General features: G+C 72.7%; 10 protein-coding genes and 1 other RNA gene. 5 read left to right on the top strand and 6 right to left on the bottom strand.

Annotated features, from left to right (window positions below; genetic code table 11):
• Nucleotides 1–163: 163 nt before the first annotated feature.
• From eda to ABZ714_RS24900, 3 genes are all read right to left on the bottom strand, one after another.
• Nucleotides 164–793, bottom strand: a complete 630-nt coding sequence (eda, locus tag ABZ714_RS24910; protein WP_358827538.1) for a bifunctional 4-hydroxy-2-oxoglutarate aldolase/2-dehydro-3-deoxy-phosphogluconate aldolase — start codon at nt 791–793, stop codon at nt 164–166.
• A gap of 127 nt (nt 794–920) precedes the next feature.
• Entirely contained in the window at nt 921–1721 is an 801-nt protein-coding gene (yaaA, locus tag ABZ714_RS24905; RefSeq protein WP_358827537.1) for a peroxide stress protein YaaA, read from the bottom strand.
• A gap of 146 nt (nt 1722–1867) precedes the next feature.
• Complete coding sequence (locus tag ABZ714_RS24900; protein WP_358827536.1) at nt 1868–2167, bottom strand: hypothetical protein; 300 nt, start codon at nt 2165–2167, stop codon at nt 1868–1870.
• Nucleotides 2168–2686: 519 nt separating this feature from the next.
• On the opposite strand from ABZ714_RS24900, the gene ABZ714_RS24895 reads away from it, so the two are divergent.
• Nucleotides 2687–4150 carry an RNB domain-containing ribonuclease gene (locus ABZ714_RS24895; RefSeq protein WP_358827535.1) on the top strand — a complete coding sequence of 488 codons (1464 nt, stop codon included), beginning with the start codon at nt 2687–2689 and terminating at the stop codon, nt 4148–4150.
• A gap of 22 nt (nt 4151–4172) precedes the next feature.
• Here ABZ714_RS24895 and ABZ714_RS24890 read toward each other — a convergent pair whose 3' ends face one another.
• Both ABZ714_RS24890 and ABZ714_RS24885 read right to left on the bottom strand, forming a co-directional pair.
• The gene (locus ABZ714_RS24890) at nt 4173–5009 is read right to left on the bottom strand and encodes a hypothetical protein (protein WP_358827534.1); all 837 of its coding nucleotides are present in this window, start codon (nt 5007–5009) and stop codon (nt 4173–4175) included.
• Nucleotides 5006–5827 (bottom strand): MerR family transcriptional regulator, encoded by an 822-nt coding sequence (locus ABZ714_RS24885; protein ID WP_358827533.1) that lies wholly within the window; start codon nt 5825–5827, stop codon nt 5006–5008. Before ABZ714_RS24885 ends, ABZ714_RS24890 begins: the two co-directional genes overlap by 4 nt.
• Nucleotides 5828–5915: 88 nt before the next feature.
• On the opposite strand from ABZ714_RS24885, the gene rnpB reads away from it, so the two are divergent.
• The 4 genes from rnpB to ABZ714_RS24865 all read left to right on the top strand — a co-directional run bounded on the left by rnpB (nt 5916) and on the right by ABZ714_RS24865 (nt 10379).
• Nucleotides 5916–6324: RNase P RNA component class A (rnpB, locus tag ABZ714_RS24880), an RNA gene on the top strand.
• A gap of 275 nt (nt 6325–6599) precedes the next feature.
• A complete protein-coding gene (locus ABZ714_RS24875) occupies nt 6600–8858 on the top strand; it encodes a hypothetical protein (protein WP_358827532.1) in 2259 nt (752 codons plus the stop codon).
• 5 nt (nt 8859–8863) lie between these two features.
• A complete protein-coding gene (locus tag ABZ714_RS24870) occupies nt 8864–9883 on the top strand; it encodes a hypothetical protein (RefSeq protein ID WP_358827531.1) in 1020 nt (339 codons plus the stop codon).
• An 85-nt stretch (nt 9884–9968) separates the two neighbouring features.
• A complete protein-coding gene (locus tag ABZ714_RS24865; RefSeq protein ID WP_358827530.1) occupies nt 9969–10379 on the top strand; it encodes a hypothetical protein in 411 nt (136 codons plus the stop codon).
• 23 nt (nt 10380–10402) lie between these two features.
• Here ABZ714_RS24865 and ABZ714_RS24860 read toward each other — a convergent pair.
• Nucleotides 10403–12664: tetratricopeptide repeat protein (locus tag ABZ714_RS24860; protein ID WP_358827529.1), on the bottom strand; the 2262-nt coding region annotated here is incomplete at its 5' end.

Genomic DNA, 12664 nt, shown 5'->3' with positions numbered 1-12664 from the left:
TGACGCGACAGGCGGCGCCGGACACCGCCCGAACCGGGACGGGGAGCCGTCCGTCGCTACGGGGCGAGGCGCCGGACCGCGCCGGAAGGCGCGGGCGGCCGGGCGGGGCGTCAGGACCCGCAGGCTCCTGGAACGCCCGGCCCGGCGGGGACGGGCCGGGGCGTCAGGACGCGGACGGGCGCGCCAGTTCGGCCGCCTCCGCCGCGAGGTCCCGGATCCGGGTCCAGTCCTTGGCCGCGATGGCGTCCGGCGGCAGCATCCAGGTACCGCCGACACAGGCCACATTGGGCAGGGAGAGATAGACGGCGGCGGACTGCCGCGAGATGCCGCCCGTCGGGCAGAACCGGGCCTGCGGCAGCGGACCGGCCACGGACTTCAGATAGGGCGCGCCCCCGGCGGCCTCGGCGGGGAAGAACTTCATCTCCGTCACGCCCCGCTCCAGCAGCGCCACGACCTCCGACACCGTGGAGACCCCCGGCAGGAACGGCACGCCCGAACTCCGCATGGCCGCCAGCAGCCCGTCCGTCCACCCCGGGCTGACCAGGAACCTGGCCCCCGCCCGGACCGCCGTCTCCACCTGCTCGGGGGAGACGACCGTACCCGCGCCGACCACGGCCTCCGGCACCTCGGCGGCGATGGCCCGGATCGCGTCCGGGGCGGCCGGGGTCCGCAGCGTCACCTCGATCGCGGGCAGTCCGCCCGCGACCAGCGCGAGGGCGAGAGGGACGGCGTCCTCGGCGTTCTCGATGACGACGACGGGGATCACGGGCGCGAGATCAAGCACGGAGGTCATAGGGGCCATCCTGCCGGGACGCCTCATTGTCTGCAACGGGCGTTGCGCATGTTGCAACATGCTGATGTCGTGGCGGTGCTTCGGTGCTTCGGCTCAGCGGTCCGGTGCTTCCGCCCCCGCGGTCCGTTCAGTGGATACTGCGCACGATCACATCGAGCGCCCACGGCCGGTCCGCGCGGGCCGGGGGCTCCGCCTCGACCACATGTCCCAGCTCCCGCAGGGTCTCCACCAGCCGGGCGGGATCCTTCGGCCGGGCCCCGGAAACCAGCAGGTCCCGGACGATCCGGCCCTTGGTCGCCTTGTTGAAGTGGCTGACCACGGAACGCTTCTCGACCCCGTCGGCCATCTGCGAGTGGAGCACCCGGACCGTAGCCGTCCGCCCCGCCACCTCGCCCCGGGGCTTCCAGGCCGCCGCATAGGCCGACGACCGCAGGTCCAGGACCAGTCCGCCACCGGCGGCCTCGGGCAGCGCGGACTCCATCGGCTCCCGCCAGTGCGCGGCCAGCTTCCCCAGGCGCGGCAGCTGGACACCCATGGAGCAGCGGTACGACGGAATGCGGTCGCCCACCCGTACGGCACCCCACAGCCCGGAGAACACCAGCAGAGACGCGCGGGCCCGCCGCTTGGCGGCGGCGTCGAGCGTCGCGAGACCCAGCGCGTCGTAGAGGACGCCCGTATAGATCTCCCCGGCGGGCCGGGCTCCGGCCGTCCGCAGCTCCACGTTCTTGGCGATCTCGCCGCGCAGCCCCTGGCTGAGGCCGAGGACCTCCGCCGCCTTCTCCTCGTCGGCGGCGCACAGCTCGACCAACTCGTCGAGTACGGCGGCCCGCGCGGTACCGAGACCGGGCAGCGCCAGCGACTCGGGCTTGAGCGGGGCACCGCGACCGGAGGCGGCCTTGCCCTCGGACGGCGGCAGCAGCACGAGCACGAACGTTCTCCTCACAGAGTGAAACGGGGAGGCGGGAGGCGGGGCGGCGCCCCGCGCAAGCGTACGCCTCCGGGGAGGCCGGGCCGCCCGGGGAGGAGTACGGGCGGACCGGCCCCGGAGTGGTCGGCGGCGGTGCCGCCGACCAGTCATTGGGTGGACACGCTTATCCCCAGTGGCCAGGTCGAACGCTGGTCCGGCCGGACGATGCCGATCGCCGGCCCGCCGCAGCCCGCCCGGTCGTGGACGAAGACGTAGTTGTTGGTGCGGTTCTCCACGGTGAGGGGGCGGTGGGCGCTGGTGAAGCAGCCGCTGGGGTCGTGGTGGACGGTGCCGTTGACGATCAGATCACCGGTCCCGGCGTAGGCCGGACTCGTGGCCGACGGCACTCCGGCGGTCAGGCTCGCGGCGGCGGCGAGGGTACCGAGCACGATGGTGAGACGGCGCATGACGATGACCTCCGAGGATCGACGATCGAGGGTTGTGGCCGGGCGCTGGATGCGCACGGGAGCGAGCGGGCGCGGTCGGTTCGTACCTCCGCCGTCCGTCTTCTCGGCCCCGTGTCATCCACGTTAGGCAGCGCCGCCGCTACGTACAGTCACCCTTGCGGGTGAACGCGGCGGCGGCGCCGTGCGCCCCCGGCGAAGCCGCAGGCAGCGTGCCCGGCGGCGACGTAAACCCCGCTGGCGTACCCTCGCCACGCCCACGCCCACGCCCACGCCCACGCCCACACACACCCACGCCCACACACACCCACGCCCACACCCACACCCGCGCCACAGCCTGAAGTTCCACCGCCCCCGGAGGCCGCCCGCCGACCTCGTGCCCGAGCGTCACGCCCGGACCACCCGCCGAACTCCCAGGCACAGGCCCAGGCCCCGGCCCCGGCCTCAGCTCCCACCCCCGCTCCGCCGCCTCGCCCCCCGCTCCGCCGCGCGCCGATGTCCGTGTCGACCTACGCTCGACGCATGCCCCGCCGCCTGATCCGCGCCGGTGGCGCCGCCGAAGCCGCCGCGCTGCCCGAGGCCCTGCGCGAGCTGAGGACGGAGCTCGGCGTACCGGACCACTTCCCCGCCGAGGTGCTCGCCGAGGCGGAGTCGGCCGCCGCCGCGCCCCGCCCCCCGGGCCCCGCCCCCCTGGACGCCACCCGTCTCCCCTTCTTCACCGTCGACCCGCCCGGCGCCGCCGATCTCGACCAGGCGGTCCATCTCGCCCGCCGGGACGGCGGCGGCTACCGCGTCCACTACGCCATCGCCGATGCCGCCGCCTTCGTCACCCCCGGCGGAGCGATCGACTCCGAGGCCCGCCGCCGGGTCCAAACCCTCTACTTCCCCGACGAGTCGGTCCCCCTTCACCCGCCCGTACTCTCCGCCGGGGCCGCCAGTCTGCTGCCCGACGGCCCCCGCCCCGCCCTGCTGTGGCGGATCGACCTCGACGCCGAAGGCCGTACCGTCTCCGCCGACGTCCGCCGGGCCACCGTCCGCAGCCGGGAACGCCTCGACTACGCCACCGCCCAGCGCCGGATCGACGACGGCACGGCCGGCGAACCCCTCGCCCTGCTCCGAACCGTCGGCCGACTGCGGGAGGAGCGGGAACGCGAACGCGGCGGGGTCTCCCTCGGCGTCCCCGAACAGGAGATCGTCCGCCGCGACGGCGGATACGCCCTCGGCTACCGCGCCCCGCTTCCCGTCGAGGGCTGGAACGCCCAACTGTCCCTGCTCACCGGCATGGCCGCCGCCGACATCATGATCGAATCCGGTACGGGAATCCTGCGGACGCTCCCCACCGCCCCCTCCGGCGCCGTCGCCCGGCTCCGGCTCACCGCGCGGGCGCTCGGCGTCGACTGGCCGCACCACGTCCCGTACGCCGAGGTGATCCGGTCCCTCGACCCCAGCCAGCCCCACCACGCCGCGTTCCTCACCGAATGCACCACCTTGCTGCGCGGTGCCGGTTACGCGGTCTTCACCGGCGGGCGGCTCCCCGATCCGACCGTCCACGCGGCCGTCGCCCACGCCTACACCCACTGCACGGCGCCCCTGCGCAGGCTCGTGGACCGCTATACCGGTGAACTGTGCCTCGCCGCCCGCGCCGGACAGGGCGTCCCCGAGTGGATCCTGGAGGCCCTCGCCGACCTCCCGGCGACGATGGCCCGGGGCGCGCGCCGGGCCGCCGAGGTCGAGCGGGAGTGCGTCGACATCGTGGAGGCGGTACTGCTGCGCGACCGGGTCGGGGAGACCTTCGACGGTGTGGTGACCGACGTCCGGGAGAACGACCCGGCCGCCGGTACGGTCCAACTGCGCGACCCGGCCGTGGTCGCCCGCGTCACCGGCGACGGCGCCCTGCCCCTCGGCGAACCGCTGCGGGTCCGGCTGGCCCACGCGGACCCGGCGGCCCGCCCCGGCACCGCCCGGGTCCTCTTCACCCCCGCCTGAACACCCGCTCTCCCCGCCCGCTTCAGGCCGTTCGCACCCCGCCGCCGAGCGCGGCCACCAGCGCCTGCGGATCGTCCGCGTGGAACCGGACCGTCCGCGCGGTACCGGCCCGCCCCAGGGGACGGGTGTACGTCACCGGGGACACCAGGTCCACCGCGACATTCGTCTGTCCGCCCACGGCCAGATCGACCGAACCGTCGTCGTGGGCGGTGATCAGACCCCCGGGCGGGAACCTGCGGTCGATCCGGACCCGGACGATGTCCCCGGCCGGTATCCGCAGATCGAACAGGGCGCCGTAGCGCAGCCGCAGCGACCCGTCCGCGCCCGCCACATGGGGACGTACGGCACACGCCGCCTGCATCCCCACCATGAACACGGTGCCGTACACCCCCAGCACCAGCAGCACCAGATGGACCACCGGCCAGGGGATCAGAAACGCCAGGGCCGCCGTCTCGACCACCGAGAGGCCGATCAAGGACCACATCGTCGCGGACTGCGGCGCGGTGTACCCGGCGGCGTGATCGCCGGGGCCGACCCCGTGCGTGCGCCGCCGTACCCGGAACCAGATACTGCGCAGACACCGCACCTCGTGGACCATCAGCCGGACGGCGACCCGGGGCAGCAGCCCGTACGCGGTCTCGCGCAGCGCCGCGACCCGCGACAGGCCCCGGCGGCGGGCCGAGAGCCAGCCGCGCAGCAGCAGTACGGTCTCCACGACGACGGCGGCCACGACCAGGATCCGGGCGAAGAGGACCACCGCACGCGGCAGGGGGACCCCGGCGGCGGACGCGATCAGCAGGGGCAGTTCGACGGGGACGAGCGCCCACATCACCCGGCGGACGGACGTACGGCCCGTCATGTCCCCTCCTCACGGGCACCGCCCGCGTCGCCCGAACCGGCCACCGGAGCCTCCGGCGACCCGGCGGCCAGTTCGGCCCGGCGCGCGTCGAGCGCCGTCAGCATCCGGTGCACGACGGCGGCCTGGGCGGGCGTGAAGTCGGCCAGGAAGGCATGCCCGAAGGCGCCGCCGTCGACCATCGGCGCGTCCCCGATCAGGGCGATCAGCGTGTCCGGCAGCCGGGCGGCGAGCGCGTCGCCGAGCGGGGCGACCCGGGGGTCGTCCGGATCCGCGTCCGCCAGCTCGTCCAGCGCCTCGTACAGCTCCAGGCCCTCCCCGGCCATCGGCCGCAGCGCCTCGTACATCGGCCCCCGGTCCTCCGGTGCCAGCACGGTGTCCAGCAGCGCCAGATGGTCCCGGTCCTTGGCCGCCATCGGGGACGCGGTCGGCGGCAGCGCCGCCAGCAGCCCGGCCAGCTCCGGCGATACCGGCCCCTCGGCGGGCAGGGTCCCCTCCCGGGCCCGGGTGATCAGCTCGCCCAGCCGCTCCCGCCGCCGGTCCAGCTCGGCCCGCTGCCGGGCCAGGTCCAGGTCCAGCTCCTCCAGCACTTCCACCAGCTCCCGCCCGGCGTCGTCCGCCAGGACGTCCCGTACCTCGGCGAGCCCGAGCCCCAGCTCGGTGAGGCGCCGGATCCGGGCGAGTACGACCGCGTGGCGCAGCCCGTAGTCCCGGTAGCCGTTGGGCAGCCGGTCCGGCTCCGGGAAGAGCCCGAGATGGTGGTAGTGGCGTACGGTCCGCGGGGTGACCCCCACGAGTGCGGCGACTTCTCCGATCCTCATGGGTCCAGTGGAAACCCTGACGCCGCGACAAGGTCAAGCGACGGCGTGCCGGGCCACCCGGGCCGGGTAGCATGGACGGCACGGCAGACGAGCCGGGCGGACGGCCGCGTGGGGATCCCCGGATCCCCCCGAGGAACGTCCGGGCTCCACAGGGCAGGGTGGTGGCTAACGGCCACCCGGGGTGACCCGCGGGACAGTGCCACAGAAAACAGACCGCCGGGGATCGTATCCGTACGGCCCCCGGTAAGGGTGAAACGGTGGTGTAAGAGACCACCAGCGCCTGAGGTGACTCAGGCGGCTAGGTAAACCCCACCCGGAGCAAGGTCAAGAGGGAGCGCTTCGGCGTTCCTGCGCGGACGTTCGAGGGCTGCTCGCCCGAGTCCGCGGGTAGACCGCACGAGGCCGGTGGCAACACCGGTCCTAGATGGATGGCCGTCGCCCCATCGGTCGCGAGGCCGACGGGGAAACAGAACCCGGCGTACGGCCCGGCTCGTCTGCCCCTCAAAAGTGCTCCCGGACAATCCTTCGGACGTCTCCGGCTCCGGGCGGCCTTCGGGACGCCCCCGGGCTCCGTCCCGGCACCTCCTGGCATTCCCCGCTTCTTCCCGCGTCGGCGTGATCGCGTTCCGGGTGTGCCCGTATCCGCCTCCCGCAGTCGGATGCGGTGAAGATCCGTACACCGTAGAAGAGGCTTGAATCAGTCTTGGTACTGTCCAGGTTGCCAAAACGGATACCGGCGGGGGCGATAGGCATGCCGAGCTACCACGAAGTGATGACCACCGATCTGTCGAAGCTGACGGCGGCGGCCGCCAAGTGGGACGAGACGGCGAACGATCTCCGGGACAAGACCGAGCCGCCGTACCGGGACGACGTGCACGGCGTCTCCCTCGGCGGCCCGGCCTGGAACGGGCTGAGCGCGACCGCGGCCAACGCCCGGTTCGACGTCACGCTCAAGGAGATCCAGGCGGCCCAGAAGCAGGCCAGAGCCGTCGCGTCGCTGCTGCGCGACGCCCACGCCCAGTTCGTGACCCTCAAGAAGGGGGTCGAGCAGGCCCGGGACGACGCGGTCAAGGCCGGGATGAAGGTCTCCGACCAGGGCGTGTGCCACTACGACTTCTCGAAGGTGGAAGCGGGGGACGCCGCGGCCATCCGCCGCGACCCCGACCTGCCCGGGGTCGAGCGGTCCTGGACCGAGCGGATCCGTACCGCGGTCAAGGCCGTCGACGACGCCGACGAGGGCGTCCGGATCGCCCTGACCGAAGTGGTCAAGGACAGCGACCCGCTCGGCGGGATGCCCGGCGGCTTCAACTCCGGGGCCAAGGGCGACGTCGAGTCGTACGAGGCGGATCTCGCGGAGGACATCGCGGGACGGCTCGCCGACGGCAAGAAGGTGTCGGACGAAGAGATGGCGCAGCTGGAGCGGGCGCTGCGGGACAACCGGGACGACAAGGCGTTCAGCCAGGAACTGCTGCGCGATCTCGGCCCGAATGCCGTGATCAAGCTGGGCAATGAGCTGAACGAACGCTCCCAGGACGTCGAAGGCGAGAAGAAGCTCCAGCTCGCGGAGGTGACGAAGAACTTCGCCAACTCCATGGCGACGGCCACCGCCGTCCCCGGCAGCGTCAAGGACCTGCCGCCCGGTTCGCCCGCGTTCACCGCCTGGATGAACAGCAAGGAAGGCGCCTTCTACCGGGAGTGGACCACGGCGATGCAGAAGGAGGGGACGAAGAACTTCGGCCCCAACACCAATCCTCTGTACGGCTATCAGTCCTATGTGAGCCTGATGCAGCACGCCGACAAGGACTTCGACGACCAGTTCCTGTACGACCTCGGTGTGCAGACCATCAAGGCCGAGAAGGAGCAGCCCGGCATCTTCACGATGTGGGGCCCCGGGCACAAGGGCATGGAGACCGACGCCGTCGACGGCGTCCTCGGCCTGATGAGCCGCAACCCGGACGCCGCCACCGCGTTCTTCGACCCCGAGGGCAACGGCTCGGGCAAGGACCACGTCGGCAACGACCATCTGAAATATCTGCTGGGCAGCGGTGACGACGCCCGCGAGTGGCCGAAGAACACCATCACGGGCATGGTCGTGAAGGACTTCGACGACCCGACCAGCCGGATGGGGCTCGGCAAGGCCCTGGAGGCGGCGGCCACCGGCAACGAACCGCTCCGTGAGGGGCAGCGGGGCGACGCCTCCGCCCCGCACACCGCGGCGCAGGCCCGGGTCATGCAGGGCGCGATCAATGTGCTGGACGACGGCGCCGGGGGCGAGGAGATCCACTCCAACCTGCGGAAACCGCTGGGGCACGCGATCGCCGACTACGCGGCCGACAACCACAACATCCTCGCCGAGAACGGCACCAAGTACGGCAGCCCGCAGGGCAAGGACACGATCTGGACCAGCGGCGACGACGCGGGTATCACCGTCGGCAAGGACAGCCTCACCCGGGTCATGCGCGGGGTCTCCGCCGACGACCAGACCTACGCCCTCCTCCAGGACACCCAGCGCCAGTACGCCCTCGACCAGCTGTCCCGGGCGCCGGAATCCGGCGGCAGCAGCAATGACGCCTGGAAGAACCCGGCCCGTGACCTCGGCGCCGTCACCGGTGCGATGAACTCCATCGGCTCCGATGTCATCCTCGACGAGCGCGACGGCAAGATCAGCGCCGCCAATGACATGGCCAAGTACGCCTACCACGGCGTGGGCGCCCCGATCACCGGACTGCCGGTGCTCGGCGACACGGCACAGCGGCTGGTCGACGCGGCGACCTACGAATGGTCGAAGGACGTGGCGGACGCGGCCAGCTCCCAGGCCCAGGAGAAGAACTCGGACCACTACGCGTCCGGTATCAACGGGACCTACGACATGATCGACCGCTGGGCAGTGGAGCGGGGCGTCGACATCGACGACGAGAGCAACGCGAAGAACGACCCGAACTGGGTCGCCTGGCAGGCCATGCGGGACGAGGCGAAGCAGTCGTACGGGACGTCACGCGGCGACTCGGCCGTCTATCTGGGCTGGGAGTAGGCGCGTTGAACAACGAAACACAGCCCCGGAACGACGCTGCCGACGTCGCCGACGGCACCGCGATACGGCGGCGGTCCCGGCGAGGCGCCTGGATCACCGCCGCGCTCGCCGCGATCGTGCTCATCGGCGGCACCTTCACCTACTTCAACACCAATCTCCTCGAATCGGGCCGCCTCTGCTACGGCTGGGTGACCCCGGACGAGGCGGACCGGGCCCTCGGCGGCGGAATCGGCAAGGTGACGGCGTCCGAGGGTTCGGCCGGGACCTGCACGATGGAGAAAGCGAGCTGGCTGCCGGGGGAGGAACGGCGGATCAGCCTGAGGGCCGACACCGAGAACAAGGGATTCCCCTTCCCCAGCGGCGTCTGGAAGCTCTCCGGGGATATGCACGTCCTGTCGGGCGGCACCCACGGCGCGTACGACAAGTGGGGCGGCTGGGCGATGCTCCCCGCGGCCTGCCAGAAGGTGACGGGCGACGACCGGGAGGGGCCCGTCGCCCTGACCGCCTCCGTCTTGAACGGAAGCGAGCCGGGTGACACCGACGGCATGGGCCGGTTCCTCGCCTCGGCCGCGCGCGGACTCACCAAGGCGGCCGACTGCGGCGCGCCGGGCTACGGCGACACCGCCGACCGTACCTCCGCCCCCTCGGGCAAGCGTCCCGCCGACCTCGCCAAAGCATGCGGAATCGAAGGCTTCCGGCTCGACGGTCTCCGAGGCCCCCGGGGCGAGCGGGTGACCGAGCGGATCATCGGGGAGCCGGGGCAGGCGGTGTACTGCGATCTCACCTTCGAAGGCGACGAGACAGGGCCGTTCGCCCGGTTCGCCGCCGTCGGCGATCCGCCGCTGGTCGCGACCTTCGGGGACCGTCGGTTCACCCGCGCCCGCTGCGACGGCGCGGAAACGGTCTTCGCCCACGACCTCAGGTACTTCGACAAGAGCGAGCTGGCCGCCATGCGCATGCCGGACAGCGCGCGGTTCAGCAAGGCGTTCGGTGACGCGGCACGCGCCGCACTGCGCTGCCCGTAACAGCGGCGATGTGCGGGACGACGCGTACGGCGATACGCGAGACGGCCGGGACGGCACGGCCGACGAGACAAGGGGGCAGCACAACATGACGAACGATCCCGGTATACGACTCAACCAGCTTCCGGCCGACCCCGGCGGCAACAGCGGTCCGGGCCTGCTGGGCCCGAATCTGGCCTCGACCCCGGCGGAGAAGAAGAAGGCCGCGAACTCCATCGAGAACACCGTGGAGCCGGGCGCCCGCAAGGCGGGCACGCTGGCCGACGAGGCCACCGGGGCCGCGGTGAAGGAGTTCGGGCCCAAGGACGGGGACGGCTGGGCGACCTCGGGTGCGCTCAAGGGCGCGCAGACCACCTGGGACGGGCAGATCCAGACTCTGCTGCGCCGTCTGGGCGGCGAGAAGCAGGCGCTCCGGGCCACGAGCACACTCCTCGGCGGGACGGACGTCCATGTGGGACTGAGCGCCCAGCGGGTTCCGTCGCCCTTGGACGGCTACTAGAGACGACCCGGCGGGCCCTGCTCTCAGGGCGTGACGGCGGCGGCGTCGAGGGGGGCGAGCAGCTCGCGCGCCTCTTCCGCTTCCGGAGCGTCCAGGGCTTCCAGCAGGGACCCCGCCTCCTGCCAGCAGGCTCGCGCGCGGTCGGGCTGGCCCAGGGCGGAGAGGGCCCGGCCGAGGGTGATCAGGACGATGCCGCGGATCCGGTCGCCGCCGATGCAGCCGGTGGCGAGGGCCTGTTCGCAGTGCCGGGCGGCCCGGGCGGCATGGCCGATGGCCAGTTCGGCCCGGGCGATCCGGAAGTGGGCCGTGCCCTGCCAGAGGAGTTGTCGCTCGGTCTCGAAGACCTCCATGGCCTCGGAGAGCTGTTCCAGGGCGTCCGCGTGCCGCCCGGCCTGGGTGAGGGCGACGCCCAGGGCGTAACGGGCGTTGGCGAGGGGGAGGGTGTGCCCGATCCGCTCGTAGACGGCGATGCCCTGCCGGGCCAGGTCGACGGCCTCGGCCACCCGGCCCTGGACCAGCCGGAGCCTGGAGAGATTGCAGAGCGCACCGGCCTCCGCCGAATCGCTGTCGACGCGGCGGGCTCCCTCGGCGGCCCGGCGCAGGAACTCCTCCGCCGCCTCGTACCGGCCCTGGTTGAAGGCGATGATGCCGCGGTCGTTGTCCGCCCAGTAGCCGAGGACGGGGTCGTCGACGACGGTGGCGAGTTCGGCGGCGATCCGGGCCTCGTCGTCGGCGTCCTCGTACCGTCCGGCGATCAGACGGACATGGGTCATCGAGATCCGGGCCCTGGCCTCGGACCCGGCGTCCCCGCAGGACCGCGCCGCGTCCCGGACGGCCGGCGCCGCCGTCTCGTACTCCCGGGAGTACGTACCGGACTCGGCCAGGCTCCGGGTGACCCAGAGCAGGTCGGCGGCGAGCCGGAGCCGTCTGCCGCCGGTGGCCTGCCGGGCCCCGGCCAGCAGCTGGGGCGCCTCGGAATGCAGCCAGTCGACGGCCTCCCGCCGGGTACCGAAGGCGAGGCCCGGATGTCCGGTAGGCCCGAAATCGCGGGGCAGAAGGTTCCCCGGACGCAGGCCGTCGTAGACCCGGGTCGCGGTGGCGAGATAGAAGCCGAGCAGCCGTGTCAGGGCCTCCTCCGGCTCGGCGGGCGGCTCGTCGCGTTCGGCGCAGGCGCGGGCGTAGAGGCGTACGAGATCGTGGTAGCGGTAGCGGCCGGGCGCGGGTGACTCCAGCAGGGACGTGTCGACCAGGGCTTCGAGGAGGTCCTCGGTATCCGGGACCGGACGGCCGAGCACGGCCGCGGCGGCGGCGAGGGAGATATCGGGGCCGTCGGCGAGGCCGAGCATCCGGAAGGCGTGGGCCTGGGCCGGCTCCAGCTGGCCGTAGCCCAGTTCGAAGGTGGCCTTCACGGCCAGGTCGCCCGCCTGGAGTTCGTCCAGGCGACGGCGCTCGTCGGCCAGCTTCGCCGCCAGGACCGAGACGGTCCAGGTGCGTCTCGCGGCCAGCCGGGAGGCGGTGATCCGGATCGCCAGCGGCAGGAAACCGCAGGCCGCGACCACATCGAGGGCGGACTGCCGCTCCGCCGAGACCCGTTCGTCGCCGACGATCCGGGTGAAGAACCACAGTGCGTCCTCGGGGGACATCACATCCAGATCGAAGAGCCTGGCCTCCGTCAGATCGACCAGCCTGGCCCGGCTGGTGACCAGGACCGCACAGCCCGCCGCGCCCGGCAGCAGGGGGCGGATCTGGGCCGCGTCCCTGGCGTTGTCCAGCAGCACCAGGACCCGGCGGTCGGCCAGCGCGGAGCGGTAGAGGGCCGCCCGGTCCTCCAAGGCGTCGGGGACGGCGTCGGCCGAAACGCCCAGGGCGGTCAGAAACGAGCCGAGTACGTCCGACGGAGCGAGGGGGCGAGCGCCCGCGCCCTGGAGGTCGGCGAAGAGCTGACCGTCGGGGAATCGCGGCCGGACGAGATGTGCGGCATGGGCGGCCCAGACGGTCTTCCCCACACCGCCGATCCCGGAGATCGCGCAGACGGGCATGGCCGTCGTGTCCTGTGCGGCGGTGAGGGTTTCGGTCAGCTCCGCCAGCCTGGCCGTGGGACCGGTGAAGTCGGGGATCGTCGCCGGGAGCTGCGCGGGACGGGGGAACGCACCCGGGGTGGCCGGGACGCGCTCGGTACCCGTGACATGGAGGGTGTCGTCGGCGCGGAGGATGCGTTCCTGGAGGCGGGAGAGTTCGGGGTTGGGGTCGACGCCGAGTTCGTCGGCGAGGAGGCGGCGGGTGTC

The sequence above is a fragment of the Streptomyces sp. NPDC006798 genome (assembly GCF_040635975.1).
GTDB lineage: Bacteria > Actinomycetota > Actinomycetes > Streptomycetales > Streptomycetaceae > Streptomyces.
The sequence above is the reverse complement of the archived record's forward strand: the minus strand, read 5'-3'. Positions and strand labels throughout refer to the sequence as shown.